Consider the following 20,490-nt stretch of genomic DNA (forward strand, 5'->3'; position numbering starts at 1 on the left):
CAGTGTTTAAGGCATCTTCATCATACCATACATTGTAAATACAAGCAGAGCGGTAAGCCGGGTTATGTCGTGTGTAATCATCTATCCAGAGCTGCTGTCGCCAGCAGCTTCGAGCGACCCACCTAAAAGCGTGACGGGCAGCCACATAGCTTTTATTCGGTCTTGCTTCGGATGGGGTTTACATGGCTCCTTCTGTTACCAGTAGGACGGTAGTCTCTTACACTGCCTTTCCACCCTTACCTGCCGCACGGCAGGCGGTATATCTCTGTTGCACTATCCTTGGAGTCACCTCCACCGGACGTTATCCGGCATCCTGCCCTGCGAAGCCCGGACTTTCCTCACCTGACGCCTTTCGGCAGTTGTCAGCTGCGATTACATACTCTACTTGTATTCCAACGGTTTTTTATCTTACCATATATCTTCTGTTTTGTCTACAGCCAATCTTTCTTATACATCAAAACAACTGTTTCCCACAAATTCTCTGAGAATGGAATTATGGGGGATATCCTCACTTGGAACCCCTACAAAGTAATCCAGAAACTTTAACAGACGTTTCGCCTCCATATACTCCGGAGCGTCTTCAGGAATCTGGAACAGAATCGGCTCGGCATAGAGTTTTAATACTGCAAGTTCATATACGAGTGCGGAATTAAACATCACATCTGCTTCCTCCTGAAAAGGAAAAATGTTGCGCATCTCACCTCTTCTGACCGAATCCCACATGGCTATTGTATCCTGTGCACTGGCTCCTCTGGTTCGGTTATCCCGCACCATGCGGCGAATCAGTCTGCCGTCTGTAGTCGGAATACGGTTATGTTCGTCCACATTAATCTGGGTCAACGCACTGATATAAATTTTAAACTTACTTTCTTTTGGAAGCATACTGCTCACTTTATCATTGAGCCCATGTATGCCCTCCAGAACCAGGATATCACCTGCTCCCAATTGAAGAAAATCACCCTTGTATTCCCGCTGTCCTGTTTGAAAATTATATCTGGGCATTTCCACACGTTCTCCGTTCAGCAAAGAAGTCATATTCCGGTTAAACAGATCGATATCGATAGCTTCCACACATTCAAAATCATATTCACCATTCTCATCCTTAGGTGTATCTACCCGGTTCACATAAAAATTATCCATTGCAATAGGATGCGGTTTCAGTCCATGGACAGAAAGCTGCGTGGAAAGACGGTGAGAAAATGTGGTTTTACCTGAAGATGAGGGACCTGCAATCATAACAAACTTTACGTGTCCGCTTTCTGCAATCTGATCTGCAATCTTGGAGATTCGTTCTTCCTGCAAAGCCTCTGAAATCAATATAATTTTCTTCATTTCCCCTCTGCTTATACAGTCATTGAGCTCACCAACGGTATCCAGACCCAGCCGTTCTCCCCAACGTTCCGACTCCTGCTGCACTTTAAAGATTTTCGGTGAGGATTTAAGAGGCGGAAGCACTGTTGGATTCTCACACTCAGGCATCTGTAAAACAAGACCCTCATCATATGGATACAGCTCAAAATATTTCAAATATCCGGTATGCCACACCATAAATCCATAGAAATAATCTTCAAAATCCACAAGGCGATAGATATTTACCCTGGAACTGCGTCGATACCGGAACAGTTTTTCTTTATCTTCCATTCCATGTTTTCTGAATAATTCCCGGGCTTCACTGGTACTGATACTGCTCTTCATAATCGGTATCTTCTGCTCTACCAGTTCCAGCATACGTCCTTTTACCTGTGAAAGAAAGGCTTCATCCAGCTTTACATTTCCTCTGACGGTGTAATAATATCCGGATCCAATTGTATAGTGCAGTACAACTTTATCAATATTTTCGGATCCTGCCACGTCATAGACTGCCTTCAAAAGAAGCAGGGTCATACTGCGTTTATAGGCTTTTTGACCAATACTGTGACGCATACTCACAGGCACGAGAACACAATCCTGCTTCAGTGTCTTATGAAGCTCCCTCAGCCTTCCGTTAGCAAATACCAGAAGGGTGGGCAATTCCTGCTTTTCATCATATTCCTTCAGAATCTCTCCATAAGCTGTACCAGCAGGATATGATTTCTTCATGTCACCTATTGTCACCTGGAAAGTTTTCTGCTCCATATATGATACCTCTTTCTACTTGTTTTTGTAATGCGCTAAAGCACGCTCTGTCAACTTGAATTTATCTTTCAGTTCTTCCATACGCCTGATTGCTTTTTCGCTTTGCACTTTATCAAGTTCCCGAATCAGTTTCCCAACACCGCTTTGTTCATACTGCAGATATTGATATAATACAGGATGATGCTCCTTCAGGAGGCAGGGGCCATATTCCAGTTCCTCGTCCTCCATCAGTCCCATCCTGCGGTGAACCACCTTTAGGATCGGATAGTATTTTTCATCCTCAAAAACCATATCTTCTGCCTCTATACTGAATCCATTCTCCTGCAGATACCGGCGCAGATGACCTGCCTCTGACTGTGGCTCCAGAATAATCTCTTCCATGCTTTTCAGGACTTCCGTTCCCTCTTCTAATATATGCTCCATCAGGGGACCGCCCATACCTGCTATCACCAACGTATCTCCTTCTCCGGTACTAAGCGCTGCAACCCCATCGGATAAACGGGTTTCTATGTAGCGGGAAAGGCCATGCTGTTTAATATTAGACGCAGCCCTAAGCAGCGGTCCTTTATTGATATCCATTGCGATGGCTCCGGGAATCCGCCCCTGTTCCATCAGCCCGATGGGAAGGTATCCGTGGTCACACCCGACATCTACCACCCGGTTTCCTTTCTTAACCATGCAGGCTATGGCTGTTAATCTTCTGGATAACTGCATCATCCTGCTTCCTTATCAATCCAAATAGTCTTTCAGTTTTCTGCTTCGGCTCGGATGTCTAAGTTTCCGAAGCGCCTTTGCTTCAATCTGACGAATACGTTCCCTGGTAACATTAAATTCCTTTCCGACTTCTTCCAGAGTCCTGGCCCGGCCATCATCCAGGCCAAACCGCAGACGCAGGACTTTTTGCTCTCTCTCAGTCAGAGTTCCCAGTACATCCTCCAGCTGCTCTTTCAGCATGGTGAACGCGGCAGCGTCTGCCGGTACCGGCACGTTATCATCCTGTATGAAGTCACCCAGATGGCTGTCTTCTTCTTCTCCGATCGGAGTTTCCAAAGATACAGGTTCCTGGGATATCTTTAAGATTTCCCGGACACGGTCTACAGACATGTTCATCTCTTTTGCTATCTCTTCCGGAGCAGGTTCCCGGCCTAACTCCTGAAGCAGTTGCCTGGAAACTCTTATCAGTTTATTAATTGTCTCCACCATATGAACCGGAATACGTATGGTACGTGCCTGGTCTGCAATCGCCCGGGTAATCGCCTGACGAATCCACCAGGTTGCGTACGTTGAAAACTTATATCCTTTTCGATAATCAAACTTTTCTACAGCCTTAATTAATCCTAAGTTTCCCTCCTGAATCAGATCCAGGAACAGCATACCTCTTCCCACGTATCGCTTTGCTATGGAAACCACCAGCCGGAGATTGGCTTCCGCCAGGCGCTTCTTTGCAACCTCATCACCCATCTCCATCCTCTGAGCCAGACTGATCTCTTCATCTGCAGTCAAAAGAGGAACTTTGCCGATTTCCTTCAAATACATACGTACCGGATCTTCGATGCTTATGCCCTCCGGAACGGAAAGATCGATATTTTCCATATCCACCTCTTCTTCCTCTTCCAGACTAATTTCATCGTCAGGCAGAAGCAGAAGATCCTCATCGCTGTCTGTCTCATTCTCAGAAATCCGCAGGACATCGATATTCTTTGTGTCCAGGTATTCAAACACACTGTCCATCTGTTCCGCATCCAGGGGCATGTCCTTGAAAAAATCATTGATTTCCTTATATTCCAGAACATTCTTTTTCTTTTTTGCCAAATCTTCCAGACTCTTTAATTTTTCCAAGAATTTCTCTTTATCGAATTCCATAGATGTTCCATCCTTCCATATACTGTTTATATTTTATCCTTGGTCGAAGGAAATATGCAGCCTTACTCCGCTTTCCTTCCACTTTTCCAGTGCTTTTTTATCACGCATCAAATCCTGAAGACCTTGCATATCCGTGGGATTCAGATGTGCCGAACGATATGCGATACTGTTTTCCTTCATGTTGCAGATCACATCACTGAGCGCCCGAATTCTTTCTGCATCCGTTTCCAGTGGTATCGAAGCATTGAATAGTGAAGTAACTTCTTTTTGCTCTTCGCTGTCCACAAAACGGTTAAGTAGTTTCGCCGGATTGATTTCTCCCCGGTGATACTGTTCAAAAAGCATCTCTGCCACCTTATGATACAATTCGGTTGTAAAGTCCTGCGGGCCTATGTAGTCAGTAATCTGCTCCATAATCTCCGGGTAAGATGTAATCCAGGTCAACATCAGTTTCTGGGCTTTCTGGATACCGCTTTCCTTTTCTCTGTTGGAGTGTATTCCGGATTTTGGCTGCCTGATTTCCTGAATTCCAGCTCCCTTCAATGCCAGTTTATTGACAAGCTTCGACAAGGTACTGCTTTCTATCCCATAAGTTCCTGCCACAGATTCTATATAGTTATTCCGTTCAATCTCATCCTCAAATCCCAGAAGCCTGGATGCTGCGTTGTGCAGAAAATCAGTCTTCCCCTGTGGATCCTCCATATCATAAGCCTGTTCTGACATACGTAATTCAAACAGGAAACTGTTTTCGGCCGCCTCCAGACGCTTTTCAAATGCCTCCCGTCCTTCATGCTGTATAAATTCATCGGGATCTTTGTATGGCTTAAGATTTACCACTTTTGTAGAAAGACCCACACCTTTCAGCAGCGGAATTGCTCTTAAAGCCGCCCTCGTGCCTGCTTCGTCACTGTCATATATGATTAAAACCTCATCGGTATATCGCTTCATCAGGCTGGCCTGCAGGGAAGTAAGCGCTGTTCCGAGAGACGCCACTGCATGATTGAAGCCTGCCTGGTGCATCGAGATTACATCCATATATCCTTCACAGATAATAAGATTCTTTTTTCTGGATAATCTCGCCGCATGAAGTCCATATAAATTTCTGCTCTTATCAAAAATCTTTGTTTCGGGAGAATTCAAGTATTTAGGCTTCCCATCACCCATCACCCGGCCTCCGAAACCTATGACCTTATTGTTTACATCCATAATTGGAAATATAACACGGTTCCAGAATTTATCGTACATCCCGTGCTTTTCATCCGCATTAAAAAGTCCGGATTCATGAAGAATTCCATCTGGATAATCCAGCTCCTTCAGATATCGGTACAGACCATTTCCGAACCGGTCAGAGAATCCCAGGCCAAATTTTTGAATTGTTTCATCACTGAGTCCACGTCCTTTGAGGTAATTCATCGCCTGCGTCCCCTGCTTACCCTTAAGCTGCAAGTAGTAATACTTTGCGGCTTCTCGATTAATCTTCAGCAGCTGATTTTTTTTGTCGGCCTGCTCTCTTGCTTCTTTCGAGTACTCCAGCTGGGGCAAATCCACTCCAGCCCGTTCGGCCAACATTTTAAGGGCCTCCAGGAAAGTAAAGTTTTCATATTCCATAATAAAAGTAAATACATTCCCGCCGGCACCACAGCCAAAGCAATAATACATCTGCTTATCGGGACTTACGGAAAATGAAGGTGACTTTTCATTGTGAAAAGGGCAAAGCCCAAAGTGAGAACTTCCTTTTCTCTGAAGTTTCACATACCCTCCGATTACATCTACGATATCATTCTTCAGACGGATTTCTTCTATCAAGTCATCCGAATAACGCATGTCTTCCCTCTTTTCTATCTTTTGATCCGCTCATCAGTATACTGCCCACGCCTTCGGAACAAACAATTCTTCAAAATGGTGCATGGAATACTGATCTGTCATGCCGGATATATAATCACATACCACCCGTTCCTCTTTTTCTCCTCTGGAAATCAGCCTCTGGTACTCATCCGGCAATTTGTTGATATGACTGCTGTAATATTCATAAAGCTCCATCAGCATACGTTTTGCCTTTTTTTCTTCCTTCTTTGCAACAGGATTCTTATATACATTATCAAACATCAGTTGTCTGAGCATTCGCATAGCTTCCGCAATCTCCCCTGACTGCACAATAGCGTCCCTTCCCATACTGTTCAGGATAATATCATGAATCAGCGTATTCAGTCTCTCGCGTGTCGTACCCCCAAGTACCACACGGATTGTAATAGGAATATCATCCTCACTTATAATGCCTGCACGCTGTGCATCATCCATGTCGTGGTGAATATAGGATATCTTGTCACAAAGCCGTACAATCTGGCCCTCCAATGTATTTGGTTTTCCAGATGTCCGGTGATTTAAGATTCCGTCCCTGACCTCCCAGGTCAGGTTTAACCCGTCCCCATCCTTTTCCAGAAGTTCCACCACACGGATACTTTGCTTATAATGGGCAAATCCTAATGGGCAGACTTCATTCAAGGCATATTCACCCGCATGACCAAAAGGTGTATGCCCAAGATCATGCCCGAGGGCAATTGCCTCAACCAGATCCTCATTCAGATTCAATGCCTTAGCTATTGTTCTGGCCGTCTGGGAAACTTCCAATGTATGCGTCAGTCTGGTCCTGTAATGATCTCCCTGGGGTGCCAGAAATACCTGCGTCTTATCCTTCAATCTTCGGAATGCCTTGGAATGAAGAATCCTGTCCCGGTCTCTTTGATAAACCGTTCGGACATCACACTCCGTCTCATACACATCCCGTCCTCTGGAATCACGACTGTGAGCCGCATAGGGACTCAGTTCCTGAAATTCCCTTTCCTCAAAGCTTTCGCGTATATTCATCTTCTACCTCCACAGGTTGACAAGCTCTCCTATTAACCAATATACCGCACAGACGACAAATTTCCTTTTTTATTTTTAAAATATTCATATAAAATTTAAAAGCACTGGAAAATTGGTATATTTTCTTGTCCAATGTACATACACTGAATTGATAATACACAATAGGTCAGATTGCAATGAAGAAAATGGATGAAAATCAAGTGGACACTGGCGAACTGCAGATTCAAGTGAATGCGCGGCCTCAGAATCGTCCCATAAGCCAGGCCAAAATATCAATCTCCTACACCGGCAATCCAAATCAGATACTTGAAGAATTGACAACGGATTCCAATGGTCGTACGCCTACCATAGACCTGCCTGCACCACCGGTTGAATACAGTATGGAACCAGCCATGCAACAGCCATATTCAGAATATACACTGAACATCACAGCGGAAGGTTATGAACCGATTGAAATCTCCGGCAGCCAGCTGCTTCCCGGAGAAATTGCCATACAGCCCGTTCTGATGAATCAGCTGACCGCTGAAAACCAATTTCTGGATATCGCAATTTCAGCACACACATTATATTACGAATTTCCGCCGAAAATACCGGAAGCAGAAATTAAACCTGTGAATGAGACCGGAGAAATCGTCTTAAGCCGGGTTGTTATTCCGGAATATGTCATCGTCCATGACGGTTCTCCTGAGGATCCTACGGCAGCCAATTACTATGAACGTTACAGAGACTATATCAAGAATGTAGCCAGCAGTGAAATCTATGCTACCTGGCCTGATTCGGCCATACGTGCAAATGTTCTGGCCATTATGTCCTTTACATTAAACAGAGTATACACAGAGTGGTATCGTAACAAAGGACATGATTTTACGATTACCTCGTCGACTGCATACGATCATAAATGGACCAGGGGGCGAAACTACTTCGATAACATCTCCCTGATTGTAGATGAAATTTTTTCCTACTACCTTTCACGGCCCAATGTACGCCAACCTATTCTCACACAGTACTGTGACGGACACCGGGTCACTTGTCCGAACTGGATGAGCCAATGGGGATCAAAATCTCTGGGAGATCAGGGCTACACACCGATTCAGATTCTACGTAATTATTACGGGCAGGATATGTATATCAATTCTGCTGAAGAGATCTCAGGTGTTCCGGCCTCCTGGCCCGGCTACAACCTGGATATAGGCGCCACCGGACCGAAGGTCACTCAGATTCAAGAGCAGCTAAACGCCATAGCAAATGTATACAGTGCAATACCGCCCACTACTGAAGATGGTATTCTGGGGGAAGGCACAAAACGTTCTGTAACAGCATTCCAGTCCCTCTTTAACCTACCCGCCACAGGCATTATCGATTATCCTACCTGGTATAAAATTCAGGATATCTATGTTGCAGTCACCCGAATCGCAGAACTCAATCCATAAAGTAACCAGGAACAGACCATATGAAATGCTTCCGGTCTGTTCCTTTTGTATCAGCGCAACAAAAAAATCCGATGACTCTGCGGATTTTTATAAGCTGCGCGAGACGGGACTTGAACCCGTACGATTGCAATAATCACTAGATCCTTAGTCTAGCTCGTCTGCCAATTCCGACACTCGCGCACGTTATTCAGTTTGCCATCTGATTCAGACGACATGGATTAGTATAGCATCAGATTACAAATCCGTCAACAGTTTTTTATGGTTTTTTCTCTAAGTTTTTTTATAGTTTTTTCTCTAATCTTACAGTTCAGATACCGGCACGGCTGAACTGCCGGCAATTTCCCGCTGTTGTATTTTTTGCCCGAATTTGCTATAATGGGCTGAATAGAAGTAAAGATGGAAAAAGGAAAGTGAGGATATGTTTTATGAGTATTGAATTTGATAAAGCACTTGAAACAGGAAATGATTTGATTGATACACAACACAGAGAACTGATTGCCAGAGTAAATAAGCTGACAGCAGATGGTGTGGTTGGAAAAGAAAAGAATGTTGCAGTACAGACGCTGGATTTTCTGATGGATTATACCGATTTTCATTTTAACGCCGAGGAAAATCTTCAGGAAGAACATGCTTACCCTCTTTTGGATGCTCATAAGAAGCAGCATGCGGTCTTTGTAAAGGCTGTGGACGACTTAAGAGAGATGCTGGAAGAAGAGGAAGGTCCTACGGAAGCATTCGTGGAAGCTGTCAGGAAAAATGTAGTGGACTGGCTCCTGCGGCATATCCAGATATGGGACAAGCAGGTAGCTGAGTATATAAAAGAAGCTTAAAGAACATATAACATTTTAAATCGTAAAAGAGCGGCTCACCGCCGCTCTTTTTTGAAAACTACATCTTCATGCTTCAAAATATTTTTCGTATGTCATTAAACATAACAAAGACCATCAATGCCATCAGAAGCATTAGTCCTGCGAAATTCACCATGCCCTCCACTTCCTGTTTGATTGCCTTCCCTCTGATTGCCTCAATGATGAGAAAGACCATCCTTCCACCGTCCAGTGCAGGGAACGGAACCAGATTCATCACGCCCAGGTTCGCAGAAAGCAGGATTGTAAAGTTCAGAAGGTTCAATAATACATAAAATCCTCCATCCGCTTTTGAGGTTTCTATTGTTTTTCCAATTTCATTCACGACTCCGACCGGACCGCTTAAGTCATTCACTGTAAATTTGCCGGTAATCAACATTCCAAGGCTTTTGATTGTAGTTTTCACCCAGTAGCCGATTTCACGGACACTGTATTTCAGCACACCCAGCGGCGACTGCTTTTCTCTTGCCATGTTAAACCCAAAGCCCAGCTCGGCATTTTTTGACAGTTTTGGTGTTACTTCTGTATCATGAATACGTTCCCCATGCTGATAAGTTATTTTTACAGCTGTACCGTCAAGAGGATGCGCGTTAAAATACTGCTCCAATTCCTTATTGCTGTTGATTACTGTGCCGTCCACTTCCAGTATGATGTCTCCTACCTGCAGACCGGCCTTTGCAAAAGGATACCCGGGCATCAAGGTCGCAACCTCAGCCTTCCCTTCTACATCCGGGTAATAGGTGTATCCCAACATATACTTCTCTGCTGCATATGGCACATAAGTAATATCCTGCTTTTTTCCATCCCTCTTATAGGTAAGAGAAATCTCATCCGAAGGTATTCCATCCAGGCTGACCTCTGTATATAACTCTCTGCCCAATGAGATGCTGCTGCCTTCGTATCTGGTAATCAAATCACCTTCCTGCAGGCCTGCCTCGGCCGCCGGAGATCCTTCTTTTACAGAGGTTATACGGGAAGGATCAGCTCCCACCAGACTGATAATAACAATTGATATAAAGAATGCCAGAAGCAAATTAAAGATTGGACCTGCCAGGATTACAGACATTCTGGCCCAGACCGATTTGCTGTTGAAGGAAGCCTCGCCGTCTTCTTCCCCATTCTCTCCCAGCATCATACAGGAACCCCCGAATGGCAGCAATTTTAAAGAGTATTTCGTTTCATTTCTGACTGTGGAAAATAATGTGGGACCCATTCCGACAGAAAATTCGGTCACCATGATATGATTTGCCTTAGCCAGAAGGAAATGTCCCATTTCATGTACAATTACAACCAGGCTAAATATTAATATAGCGATAATAATGTTCAAATATGCCACCTGCTTTCAATCCAATCATAAGTCCCCGCCTCTGTTTCGAGTATCTGTTCTATATTCGGATTTTTGACGACCTTATGCTGCCGCATAGCCCCTTCAATCACACTATAGATATCCAAAAAGCTGATTTCGTGATTTAAAAACTTTGATACCGCCCGTTCATTGGCCGCATTAAATACTGTCGGCATGGAATCCCCCACTCTTGCAGCATCCAGTGCCATCTTAAGCCCTTTAAAAGTTTCCATATCCGGTTCTTCAAATGTAATTTGAGCCAGAGAACGAAAATCCAGCCGCTCTCCCGCCAGATATCGCCGTCCGGGATAGTATAACGCATACTGAATCGGAAGCTTCATATCCGGTGTTCCCAGCTGCGCCATAACAGCCCCGTCTTTAAATTCTACCATCGAATGTATAATGCTCTCAGGCTGAACCACCACCTGTATATGCTCCAGATCCACATCAAACAGCCATCTGGCTTCCATGACCTCCAGGCCTTTATTCACCAGGGTAGCAGAATCAATGGTGATTTTATGTCCCATAGACCAGTTTGGATGCTTCAGCGCATCTTCTACTGTAACCTCTTCCAGTTCTTTCACCGTCTTTCCACGGAATGGTCCTCCGGAGGCGGTAATCAGCAGCTTCTCCACCGCTTTTCTTTCTTCTCCTCCAAGACACTGAAAAATTGCGCTGTGTTCGCTGTCTACAGGCAATATCTGAACATGATGTTTTTTTGCCAGAGGAATGATGATATGACCTGCCGTAACCAGTGTTTCTTTATTCGCTAAAGCAATATCCTTTCCCTGCCTGATTGCCTCAATTGTGGGCAGGATACCAATCATCCCCACAATTGCAGTTACCAGAAGTTCCGTATCGGCCATAGCTGCCAGTTCCATCATGCCCCCCATACCGCTCACCACTTTTGTATTCGTATCAGCAATCCGCGTTCTTAAGGTTTTTGCCTGCTCCTTATCCCAGACAGCCGCAAGTTTCGGAGAAAACTCTCTCACCTGCTCTTCCAGCTTTCTGATATTGTTTCCCGCACTGATGCCAAGCACCTGAATATCTGCGTTCAACCGTACCACATCCAGTGTCTGTGTTCCGATGGATCCGGTGGACCCTAATATTGCAATTTTCTTCATCTATTATTCTCCCGAACTCTGCTTTCTATCCAATTTATATGAGAAAAACAGAAAGGTAATATATTACGGGGGCCGTAAAGATAACGCTGTCAAAGCGATCCAGTATTCCCCCATGACCCGGAATCAGCTTTCCGTAGTCCTTAATTTCCATGTTTCTCTTGATTGCAGATGCAGCCAGATCACCTACCATGGAAATCAAGGCGCCTGCTCCACATATCACTGCATACTGATAAGACAGGCCATGGGTAACCAGCTGGAACAGGAATCCCAGCAACGCAGCTCCGGCTACTCCGCCTACAGCACCCTCCACCGATTTCTTCGGGCTTAAAACCGGTGCCATCTTATGCTTTCCACAAAGCATACCCACACAGTATGCGCAGGTATCCGCACCCCAGGAGCACAGAAAGATCAGCCACACATGATATTTTCCGCCAATCAGTATTCTCGTCTGATAGATATAGGAAAGCATGACACCCACATACACAATTGAAAAAAAAGCCGCCATAACCTGACCTGCATGATACTTGGGATAGGTGCATACATAGACAAACATGATAATCAAAAGAGACAGGATCAGCATCATCTCAGAGAGTCCCGAATCGAATCCGCGCAGATTGATTATGCCCTTATCGGATATGATAATTCCCAGATAATATAGAGTGATTCCAACCATGCTTGCAGCAGTCAGGCTGTTCCATCTGCTTTCCTGAACCTTCATGGCCTTTAAAAGCTCTCCGGCTCCAATCAGTGAGACAATCAGCAGTGTTCCGAAGAGTACATACCCACCCGTCGCGATGGCTATAAAAGCCAGTAACACAAGTACAATTCCACTCATCAGCCTTGTTTTGAACATGATGCTTCCCCCTTTACGCTGCCAAATCTTCTGTCCCTGCTATTATATTGTTCAATAGCCTTGACCAATTCCTCTTTATGAAAATCCGGCCAGGGAACGTCTGTAAAATAAAACTCCGTATAAGCCAGCTGCCATAATAGAAAATTAGACAACCGCTCTTCTCCGCTGGTTCTTATCATGAGATCCGGATCGGGAATCCCTGATGTATCCAGATAAGAAGAAAAAACCTCTTCTGTAATATCCTCTTCCCTTAACATCCGGCACTTTACATCGTCAGCCATCCTTACAGCAGCTCTTAGAATCTCATCCCTGCTTCCATAGTTAAGCGCAATTTGAAAATGCAGCTTATCATAGCCTTTGGAATAGTCCTCCAATACCTGAATACTTTCCCGAATGTCTTCGTCAAAGGCAGTTGTATCACCGATGATTCTCACACGCATCTCATTTTCTCTGGAGCTTTTGATGCAACGCTTCAGATAACGCCGGAATAATTTCATCAATCCGTCAATTTCATCTTTGGAGCGCTTCCAGTTTTCCGTGGAAAATGCGTAAACAGTCAAATATTTAATTCCGAGATCTCTGGCTATATAGCAGATTTTTTCCAGATTATCACATCCTACCATATGTCCATAAGTTCTGGGCATATTTCTGGATTTTGCCCACCGTCCGTTGCCGTCCAGAATAATTGCCACATGATTTGGCACATTCATATATTATACTCCTTCAAGAGCGCCTGTAAAAAAACGATAGAAAGAAATACAATAGATATCTGTATTTCTTTCTATCCCCGCCCTGTTTTTACACTGTCAAAACTTCTTTGGATTTTTCTTCAATAATCTCGTCAATTTTCCTGATGAATTTATCTGTCATCTTCTGCGTCTTATCTTCTAACTCTTTGATTTCGTCTTCAGACACATCTTCTTTGGAAAGTTTTTTATAGGAGTCATTGGCATCGCGGCGGATATTGCGGATTGCAATCTTTGCGGCTTCGCCTTTTTTCTTGACATCTTTAACCAGCTCTTTTCTTCGTTCTTCAGTCAGCTCCGGAAATACCAGCCTGATTACCTTTCCGTCTGTATTCGGATTAATCCCCAGGTCAGACACCTGAATTGCTTTACAGATATCTTTTACAATAGAAGCTTCCCATGGCTGGATCTGAATCATCCGGGGTTCAGGAACAGAGACGTTGGCAACCTGCTGCAGCGGTGTGGGTGTTCCATAATAATCTATTGTAATACGGTCCAATACGTGGGGATTGGCACGTCCGGCACGGATTGTTCCAAGTTCACTTTCCAGACTTTTTATTGTCTTCTCCATCTTTGACTGATATATTTCAATTCTTTCATCCATAACGATTATCACCCTCCTGTTTTATTTTGTTATACGGTCACCTTTGTACCATTATTGATTCCATGTGCTGCATTAACAATTCCATCCCTTTCATTCAGGCTGAACACCTGCATGGGCATCTTGTTCTCCATACACATAATAGAGGCCGTCATATCCACGACTCCCAGTTTTCGGTCAATCACTTCCTGGATTGATATTTCGTCATACTTCTTTGCATCCGGATTATCTTTGGGATCACTGTCATATACACCGTCCACAGCCTTGGCCAGCAGAATGGTATCCGCCTCAATTTCTATGGCGCGCAACACGGTCGCCGTATCTGTCGAAAAATACGGATGGCCGGTTCCGCCCGCAAAAAATACAACCATATTATGATCGAAGTACTTACTCACCCTGTCTTTTGAGAAGGCCTTTGTAAATTCCCCGCATTGGAAGGGTGTGAGTACGGATGTCATCATCCCCTGTGAACGGAAGATCTCAGATACATAGATACAGTTCATGACAGTTGCCAGCATTCCAATTTGATCGGCCTTGGTCCGGTCAATCGATTCGCTGCTTCTCCCTCTCCAGAAGTTGCCTCCTCCAATGACGATTCCTACTTTGATTCCTTCTTCTACAAGTGTCTTAACCTGCTTTGCGACCGCAGTCACCGTCGGTTCATCAAACCCTGTTTTTTTAGCTCCCGCAAGCGCTTCGCCACTCAGCTTTAGCAATACTCTTTTCATCAGGTATTATTCCTCGTTCCTTATGTTTTCACCTATAATCCCGGATGCAGCGGTTTTGGCCGCACGTTCCTTATCTACAGGGATTATAGCACATCCCTTACCATCTGTCTATAATCAAGGAAGGTAAATCCCAGTCTTTCATACAGTCCGATAACCCCCGGATTCTCCATGCTCACTTCCAGGCGAAACCTTTTTGCATATGAATATGTTTCAAACATCCAGTGAAAAAACTGTGTCGCATAACCTTTTTTACGGGCCTCCTCCTTCAGGTAAACTTCCTCAAGCATAACAGTTTTTCCACCCACCTCGCATGCATAAAATTCTGTTATATAGGCGAATCCCACTACCTTTTCATCTTCCAGAAGTACATATCCATCCAACCCCTGCTCTCCGGAAAGAGCAGCTTCAAAGGTTCGCAGCAACGTACTGGCAGGAACTGTATGACACACCGCGGGACTATGATAAAATACTTCTACCATATTCATAACATTCACACGGTCCTCTTCCTGCATCCTTACAATTTCAAACATAAAACTCCTTTCAAATCACCTTACTATTCTAACTCAAACACCATCTACTATACTTTGGATACAAGAAACTGTCAATACATGGACTTCCAAACAAAAATCCCCAGCAGGCGGTTGAAAAAATCACCTGTTGGGGAGTATGCAGACTCCGCTGTTTACAACTGTGCTTCCACAAAAATATTATAGATGGCCTGTATTGCTGTTTCAAAATCTCTGTTTTCTACCCCAATTATAATATTTAATTCTGAGGAACCCTGGTCAATCATCTTGACATTGACATGTACATGCGCCAGTGCCGCGAATATCCTTCCGGCCGTTCCCCGTGTTCTGCGCATTCCTCTTCCCACTACCGCTATCAGGGCCAGGTCTGACTCCAAATCAATGGAATCTGGATGAACCGCCCTGTGAAGTCCGGCGATCACCTGCTGCTCTTTCTCCTGGAATTCATCCTGATGGACATATACCGTGAACGTATCAATACCGGATGGTGTATGTTCAAAAGAAAGTCCGCAGTCTTCGAATACCTGAAGCACTTTTCTTCCAAATCCGATCTCCGTATTCATCATATCTTTTTCAATGTTGATAGATGCAAAACCTTTTTTTCCTGCAATTCCGGTAATGGTGTATTTGGGTTTACTGCACGTGCTCTCCACGATCAATGTTCCGCTATCCTCCGGCTTGTTGGTATTTCTTACGTTAATCGGTATACCTTCCTGACGAAGCGGAAAGATAGAATCCTCATGCAGTACGGTTGCCCCCATATAAGAAAGCTCCCGCAGCTCCTTATATGTAATTGTGGATATTACTTCCGGATTCTCTACAATACGTGGATCGGTTACCAGAAAACCGGATACATCCGTCCAGTTTTCATATAGATCCGCATGCACGGCTTTTGCCACAATAGAACCGGTAATGTCGGAGCCACCCCGTGAAAAGGTTTTCACGCTGCCATCAGCTGCCAAGCCATAAAACCCCGGAATCACTGCACGTTCAACAGTGGAAAGACGCTGTGACAGGCAGGCATCTGTCTTATCAGCATCAAAAGAGCCACCTTCTGTAAAGAATATCACTTCTGCTGCATCAATGAATTCATACCCCAGATAATCTGCCATAATAATTCCATTCAGATATTCTCCGCGGGATGCGGCATAATCAGTTCCTGCCTTTTCCGAGAAATTTTTTTGAATTTCCTTAAACTGCTCATTCAAAGAAAGTTCGAGACCAAGTCCGTCAATAATCTCCTGATATCTGACCTGTATCGCTTTTAATTTATCCTCAAAGTTTTTATCAGATTCCGCCGCCCGATAGCAGTCGTAAAGCATATCTGTGACCTTTGTGTCTCCATCATAACGCTTTCCCGGTGCTGATGGTATCACATACCTTCTGCCGGAATCCGCAAAGATTATATTTCCCGCCTTTTGAAACTGTTCTGCACTTGCCAGAGAACTTCCACCGAATTTTACAACTTTTTTCATGGGTTTGTACGCTCCTTCATATTAATCCTTACATACCTAATAACTAATAATTTAGCGCATGAAAGTCTCCGCGTCAAGTTTTTTCTGGTCTGCTGCTGTCTCCTTACTTCTGACCGTAGTATGCATTTGCTCCGTGTTTTCTATAATAATGCTTGTCCTGCAGCTCCTGCAAAGCCGGCTGCACTCTTGGGTTAATCTGTTCGCATCTGGCCGCCATCTTTGCAACTTCTTCCAGAACTACCGCATTGTGTACTGCCTCATGTCCATCCTTTCCCCAGGTAAAGGGTCCATGATTTTTGCAGAGTACTGCAGGCATCGCTTCATAATTCTTGTCTTTAAAAAGATCTGCAATCAGAAGCCCTGTGTTTTTTTCATAATCACTTTCAATTTCTTCCTTATCCAGACATCTGGCACAGGGAATCTCACCATACATATAATCGGCATGGGTAGTGCCGTAGCATGGAATCCCTCTGCCCGCCTGGGCCCAGCTGGTCGCCCAGGAAGAATGTGTATGAACAATTCCGCCGATTTTTGGAAACGCCTTGTACAACTCCAAATGCGTGGGAGTATCGGATGAAGGATTATATTTTCCTTCTACTTTCTCACCCTTCAGGTCCATGAGCACAATATCATCCGGTGTCAGTTTATCATAATCCACCCCGCTTGGTTTAATGGCAAACAACCCGCTTTCTTTATCAATCTCACTGACATTTCCCCATGTAAATGTAACCAGTCTGTATTTTGGAAGCAGCATATTTGCCTCATATACACGCTTTTTTAAATCTTCAAGCATAATTACCTCCGCTTAAGTTTTCCACCGCAGCCCGCTCAATGGGCAGCCCGCTCTTATAACGCTCGATGAATGTTTCAAACCCGGCCACATCCCTGGCATCAGGCTCTATACATTCGCCTTCCTGTCCCGCAAAAACTTTTTCATTCAAATAGGCATCCAAGGTCTCCCCTTCTGTCTTGTTCAACATATAGGAAGCAAGCAGTGCAATGCCCCAGGCTCCTCCTTCTCCTGCCGTTTCCATAACAGATACAGGCGCATTCATAGCAGCTGCAAGGAATCTTTGCCCCACACCTTTGGTTTTAAACAACCCGCCGTGTCCCAATATACGGTCAACCTCGACATCTTCCTCCTTCAAAAGGATATCCAGCCCCACCTTTAGTGCGCCCAGTGATGTAAACAGGTGTACCCTCATAAAATTGGCAAGGTTGAATCTGTCACCGGCATTACGCACGAACAGGGGACGCCCTTCCACAAAATCTGTAATATGCTCTCCCGAAAAGTAGTTATATGCAAGCAGTCCTCCACAGTCAGGATCACCTTCCAATGCCTTGCGATACAAGGTTCCGAAAAGTTCATTCATGTCCGGCTTCATGCCAAACGTTTCCGCAAACTCCTTGAAAAGGCCCACCCACGCATTCAGGTCTGAAGTACAGTTCTGGCAGTGAACCATGGCCACAGGATCCCCCAGAGGAGTGGTCACCATATCAATCTGCGAATAGACCTTAGACAGTGCCTTTTCCAGGACAATCATAGCAAACACAGAAGTACCTGCTGATACGTTGCCGGTTCGCTTTGACACACTATTGGTGGCCACCATACCTGTTCCTGCATCACCTTCGGGTGGGCAGAGGGGAATTCCCGCTCTCAGCTCACCGGTAACATCCAGAAGTTTTGCTCCTTCCTCTGTCAGTGTACCTGCCGCGTCTCCGGCCGTCCGGACTTCTGAAAGGATATCCGTCAGTTTCCAGGAAAACTGTTTATCGGCAGCCAGGTCATCAAATTTTTGAACCATTTCTTTCTGATAAGTCTTTGTATCTGAGTCTATCGGAAATACCCCGGAAGCTTCTCCTATTCCCAGAACTCTTTCGCCTGTCAGTCTCCAGTGTATATAGCCTGCCAGAGTTGTCAGATAGTCAATCTCACCTACATGTTCTTCCCCATTTAGAATTGCCTGATACAGGTGGGCGATTGTCCATCTCTGCGGTATCTGGAACTGAAAAAGATCGGTCAGTTCTTTTGAAGCCTGTCCTGTGATATTGTTCCTCCAGGTTCGAAACGGCACCAGAAGCTCGCCATCTTTATCAAATGCCATATATCCATGCATCATCGCGCTGAATCCAATTGCTCCTATGTTTCGTAAGGTCACTCCGTACTGGTCTTTCACATCCAAAGCCATCTTCCGGTAGCTGTCCTGGAGCCCCTTCCAGATATCTTCGACGCTATAGGTCCAGATACCGTTTTCATACTTATTTTCCCAGTCATGTGCTCCGGAAGCAATCGGAACATTGTCCTCTCCTACCAAAACTGCTTTAATTCTGGTAGACCCAAATTCAATTCCAAGTGCCGTCTTTCCGGCTTCAATTTCAGCCTTTACTTTAGCAATGTCAATACCCATTTAACCCTATACCTCCTCGATTGTTTACCAGACTCTTATCTATAATATACAGAATTCCATCTCAACTCGTTACGCAGATTACGAATGGTTGTGTCATGATCAATTACAACGCTTTCAATTCCCATAGCTGCTGCCCAGTCCACCATCTGCTCTGTAGTCAAGTCATAGGTGAATGCAGTATGATGAGCACCGCCTGCATAAATCCAGGCTTCAGCACCAACCTGAAGGTTGGGCTGCGGTACCCAGAAGTTGGTTGCCACCGGAAGCTTCGGCATCGGTTTTTCCACCTTCTTGCAATCCACATCATTTATAATCAGGCGGAAGCGGTTTCCCAGATCAATAAGAGAAGTGGCAATCCCATGTCCTTCCTTGGATGTGAATACCAGACGAGCCGGATCTTCGCGGTCTCCCATGCTAAGGGGCTGACACTTAATGGAAACCGGCCCATCAGCAATTGTGGGGCATACTTCCAGCATATGAGCCTCCAGAATACCCTCTTTTCCGGGAACCAGATTATAGGTATAGTCCTCCATGAAGGAAGTTCCTTTCGCATCCTTGATGCCCTGTGTCATAATCTTCATAAGACGTACCATAGCAGCCGTCTTCCAGTCTCCTTCTCCCCCGAAACCATAGCCCTTTTCCATCAGCCTTTGAATTGCAAGTCCCGGAAGCTGCTTCAGTGCGCCAAGGTCACCAAAGTGCGTAACAATCGCCTGATAATCCTTTTCTAACAGGAACTTTTCAAATCCCAGCTCAATCCCGGCCTGTACTGCAACATGTTTTTTAAACTCCTCCGGCTCCTGCCCTTCCAGCAGAATCTCGTACTTGCTGTAATACTCCTCAACCAGCGTATCAATATCGCCCTTTTTAACATCTTGTACATATTGCTCAATTTCATTAACCGGATACGCATCAATCTCCCAGCCGAACTTAATCTGCGCCTCTACCTTGTCGCCTTCTGTAACAGCAACATTTCTCATGTTATCAGCGATACGGCATACACGGATATGGCTGCTTTCCATAATTCCGATGGCTGTGCGCATCCAGCCCGCGATGCGCTCCTGAACTTCTTTATCTTCCCAGAATCCCATGATTACTTTTCTCTCAATATTCATCCTGGTGACAATATGTCCGTACTCCCGGTCACCGTGTGCTGCCTGATTCTCATTCATAAAATCCATATCGATAGTATCATAAGGAATCTCACGGTTATACTGGGTGTGCAGATGAAGAAGTGGTTTCCGATACTCCTGAAGTCCTAAAATCCAGGATTTTGCAGGAGAAAATGTATGCATCCATGTAATAACACCGGCACAGTTTTCATCTGCATTCGCCTCATTAAATGTCTTTCGAATGAGTTGGTTGGTAATCAGGGTTGGTTTCCAGATAACCTCAAAGGGCAATATTCCTGACTGATTCAAGCCCTCAACGATAATCTGAGAATGCTCTGCCACATGTGCAAGGCATTCATCACCGTACAGATCCTGTGATCCGGTACAAAACCAAAATTTGTAATTCTTTGCTTCATTCATAAGTTCTTC

At 44.7% G+C, this 20,490-nt stretch carries 18 protein-coding genes, 1 tRNA gene and 1 other RNA gene; 2 read left to right on the top strand and 18 right to left on the bottom strand.

The window, feature by feature from the left end; all coding sequences use genetic code 11:
• Positions 1 to 37: 37 nt before the first annotated feature.
• The 6 genes from rnpB to KNL20_RS09675 all read right to left on the bottom strand — a co-directional run bounded on the left by rnpB (position 38) and on the right by KNL20_RS09675 (position 6,843).
• Positions 38 to 388: RNase P RNA component class A (gene rnpB, locus KNL20_RS09650), an RNA gene on the bottom strand.
• 59 nt (positions 389 to 447) lie between these two features.
• The gene (locus KNL20_RS09655; protein WP_230397554.1) at positions 448 to 2,115 is read right to left on the bottom strand and encodes a nucleoside kinase; all 1,668 of its coding nucleotides are present in this window, start codon (positions 2,113 to 2,115) and stop codon (positions 448 to 450) included.
• A 15-nt stretch (positions 2,116 to 2,130) separates the two neighbouring features.
• Positions 2,131 to 2,832, bottom strand: coding sequence for a tRNA (adenine(22)-N(1))-methyltransferase (locus KNL20_RS09660; protein WP_230397555.1), 702 nt, complete (start codon positions 2,830 to 2,832; stop codon positions 2,131 to 2,133).
• Positions 2,833 to 2,844: 12 nt separating this feature from the next.
• Positions 2,845 to 3,978: an RNA polymerase sigma factor RpoD gene (gene rpoD / locus KNL20_RS09665; protein WP_230397556.1), complete on the bottom strand. Its 1,134-nt coding sequence runs from the start codon at positions 3,976 to 3,978 to the stop codon at positions 2,845 to 2,847.
• 33 nt (positions 3,979 to 4,011) lie between these two features.
• Positions 4,012 to 5,802, bottom strand: a complete 1,791-nt coding sequence (dnaG, locus tag KNL20_RS09670; protein ID WP_230397557.1) for a DNA primase — start codon at positions 5,800 to 5,802, stop codon at positions 4,012 to 4,014.
• A 33-nt stretch (positions 5,803 to 5,835) separates the two neighbouring features.
• On the bottom strand, positions 5,836 to 6,843 hold the full coding sequence (locus tag KNL20_RS09675) for a deoxyguanosinetriphosphate triphosphohydrolase (RefSeq protein WP_230397558.1): 1,008 nt from the start codon (positions 6,841 to 6,843) through the stop codon (positions 5,836 to 5,838).
• A gap of 176 nt (positions 6,844 to 7,019) precedes the next feature.
• Here KNL20_RS09675 and KNL20_RS09680 point away from each other — a divergent pair, with 176 nt between their 5' ends.
• A complete protein-coding gene (locus KNL20_RS09680) occupies positions 7,020 to 8,273 on the top strand; it encodes a peptidoglycan-binding protein (RefSeq protein WP_230397559.1) in 1,254 nt (417 codons plus the stop codon).
• 95 nt (positions 8,274 to 8,368) lie between these two features.
• Here KNL20_RS09680 and KNL20_RS09685 read toward each other — a convergent pair.
• Positions 8,369 to 8,453 (bottom strand) — tRNA-Leu (locus KNL20_RS09685).
• Positions 8,454 to 8,698: 245 nt separating this feature from the next.
• On the opposite strand from KNL20_RS09685, the gene KNL20_RS09690 reads away from it, so the two are divergent.
• The gene (locus KNL20_RS09690; RefSeq protein ID WP_230397560.1) at positions 8,699 to 9,103 is read left to right on the top strand and encodes a bacteriohemerythrin; all 405 of its coding nucleotides are present in this window, start codon (positions 8,699 to 8,701) and stop codon (positions 9,101 to 9,103) included.
• Positions 9,104 to 9,176: 73 nt separating this feature from the next.
• Here KNL20_RS09690 and rseP read toward each other — a convergent pair whose 3' ends face one another.
• From rseP to araA, 11 genes are all read right to left on the bottom strand, one after another.
• A complete protein-coding gene (gene rseP / locus KNL20_RS09695; protein WP_331468155.1) occupies positions 9,177 to 10,466 on the bottom strand; it encodes an RIP metalloprotease RseP in 1,290 nt (429 codons plus the stop codon).
• The gene (gene dxr, locus KNL20_RS09700; RefSeq protein WP_230397562.1) at positions 10,463 to 11,611 is read right to left on the bottom strand and encodes a 1-deoxy-D-xylulose-5-phosphate reductoisomerase; all 1,149 of its coding nucleotides are present in this window, start codon (positions 11,609 to 11,611) and stop codon (positions 10,463 to 10,465) included. Before dxr ends, rseP begins: the two co-directional genes overlap by 4 nt.
• Before the next feature lie 34 nt (positions 11,612 to 11,645).
• The gene (locus KNL20_RS09705; RefSeq protein WP_230397563.1) at positions 11,646 to 12,464 is read right to left on the bottom strand and encodes a phosphatidate cytidylyltransferase; all 819 of its coding nucleotides are present in this window, start codon (positions 12,462 to 12,464) and stop codon (positions 11,646 to 11,648) included.
• Positions 12,446 to 13,174 (bottom strand): isoprenyl transferase, encoded by a 729-nt coding sequence (locus KNL20_RS09710; protein WP_230397564.1) that lies wholly within the window; start codon positions 13,172 to 13,174, stop codon positions 12,446 to 12,448. The genes KNL20_RS09705 and KNL20_RS09710 overlap by 19 nt, the downstream gene beginning before the upstream one ends.
• 88 nt (positions 13,175 to 13,262) lie before the next feature.
• A complete protein-coding gene (frr, locus tag KNL20_RS09715; RefSeq protein ID WP_230397565.1) occupies positions 13,263 to 13,814 on the bottom strand; it encodes a ribosome recycling factor in 552 nt (183 codons plus the stop codon).
• A 29-nt stretch (positions 13,815 to 13,843) separates the two neighbouring features.
• On the bottom strand, positions 13,844 to 14,539 hold the full coding sequence (gene pyrH, locus KNL20_RS09720) for a UMP kinase (protein ID WP_230397566.1): 696 nt from the start codon (positions 14,537 to 14,539) through the stop codon (positions 13,844 to 13,846).
• An 83-nt stretch (positions 14,540 to 14,622) separates the two neighbouring features.
• The gene (locus tag KNL20_RS09725; RefSeq protein ID WP_230397567.1) at positions 14,623 to 15,069 is read right to left on the bottom strand and encodes a GNAT family N-acetyltransferase; all 447 of its coding nucleotides are present in this window, start codon (positions 15,067 to 15,069) and stop codon (positions 14,623 to 14,625) included.
• A gap of 152 nt (positions 15,070 to 15,221) precedes the next feature.
• Positions 15,222 to 16,541, bottom strand: coding sequence for an aspartate kinase (locus KNL20_RS09730; protein WP_230397568.1), 1,320 nt, complete (start codon positions 16,539 to 16,541; stop codon positions 15,222 to 15,224).
• A 103-nt stretch (positions 16,542 to 16,644) separates the two neighbouring features.
• Positions 16,645 to 17,334: an L-ribulose-5-phosphate 4-epimerase gene (locus KNL20_RS09735; protein ID WP_230397569.1), complete on the bottom strand. Its 690-nt coding sequence runs from the start codon at positions 17,332 to 17,334 to the stop codon at positions 16,645 to 16,647.
• Entirely contained in the window at positions 17,327 to 18,949 is a 1,623-nt protein-coding gene (locus KNL20_RS09740; protein ID WP_230397570.1) for a xylulokinase, read from the bottom strand. The genes KNL20_RS09735 and KNL20_RS09740 overlap by 8 nt, the downstream gene beginning before the upstream one ends.
• 35 nt (positions 18,950 to 18,984) lie before the next feature.
• A complete protein-coding gene (gene araA / locus KNL20_RS09745) occupies positions 18,985 to 20,481 on the bottom strand; it encodes an L-arabinose isomerase (protein WP_230397571.1) in 1,497 nt (498 codons plus the stop codon).
• Positions 20,482 to 20,490: the final 9 nt, after the last annotated feature.

The sequence above is a fragment of the Novisyntrophococcus fermenticellae genome (genome assembly GCF_018866245.1).
Taxonomy (GTDB): Bacteria; Bacillota; Clostridia; order Lachnospirales; family Lachnospiraceae; genus Novisyntrophococcus; species Novisyntrophococcus fermenticellae.

Coding starts and splice junctions, on each gene's coding strand:
- KNL20_RS09655 (WP_230397554.1), bottom strand. CDS start 2,115: ATGGAGCAGAAAACTTTCCAGGTGACAATAGGTGACATGAAGAAATCA.
- KNL20_RS09660 (WP_230397555.1), bottom strand. CDS start 2,832: ATGATGCAGTTATCCAGAAGATTAACAGCCATAGCCTGCATGGTTAAG.
- rpoD (WP_230397556.1), bottom strand. CDS start 3,978: ATGGAATTCGATAAAGAGAAATTCTTGGAAAAATTAAAGAGTCTGGAA.
- dnaG (WP_230397557.1), bottom strand. CDS start 5,802: ATGCGTTATTCGGATGACTTGATAGAAGAAATCCGTCTGAAGAATGAT.
- KNL20_RS09675 (WP_230397558.1), bottom strand. CDS start 6,843: ATGAATATACGCGAAAGCTTTGAGGAAAGGGAATTTCAGGAACTGAGT.
- KNL20_RS09680 (WP_230397559.1), top strand. CDS start 7,020: ATGAAGAAAATGGATGAAAATCAAGTGGACACTGGCGAACTGCAGATT.
- KNL20_RS09690 (WP_230397560.1), top strand. CDS start 8,699: ATGAGTATTGAATTTGATAAAGCACTTGAAACAGGAAATGATTTGATT.
- dxr (WP_230397562.1), bottom strand. CDS start 11,611: ATGAAGAAAATTGCAATATTAGGGTCCACCGGATCCATCGGAACACAG.
- KNL20_RS09705 (WP_230397563.1), bottom strand. CDS start 12,464: ATGTTCAAAACAAGGCTGATGAGTGGAATTGTACTTGTGTTACTGGCT.
- KNL20_RS09710 (WP_230397564.1), bottom strand. CDS start 13,174: ATGAATGTGCCAAATCATGTGGCAATTATTCTGGACGGCAACGGACGG.
- frr (WP_230397565.1), bottom strand. CDS start 13,814: ATGGATGAAAGAATTGAAATATATCAGTCAAAGATGGAGAAGACAATA.
- pyrH (WP_230397566.1), bottom strand. CDS start 14,539: ATGAAAAGAGTATTGCTAAAGCTGAGTGGCGAAGCGCTTGCGGGAGCT.
- KNL20_RS09725 (WP_230397567.1), bottom strand. CDS start 15,069: ATGTTTGAAATTGTAAGGATGCAGGAAGAGGACCGTGTGAATGTTATG.
- KNL20_RS09730 (WP_230397568.1), bottom strand. CDS start 16,541: ATGAAAAAAGTTGTAAAATTCGGTGGAAGTTCTCTGGCAAGTGCAGAA.
- KNL20_RS09735 (WP_230397569.1), bottom strand. CDS start 17,334: ATGCTTGAAGATTTAAAAAAGCGTGTATATGAGGCAAATATGCTGCTT.
- KNL20_RS09740 (WP_230397570.1), bottom strand. CDS start 18,949: ATGGGTATTGACATTGCTAAAGTAAAGGCTGAAATTGAAGCCGGAAAG.
- araA (WP_230397571.1), bottom strand. CDS start 20,481: ATGAATGAAGCAAAGAATTACAAATTTTGGTTTTGTACCGGATCACAG.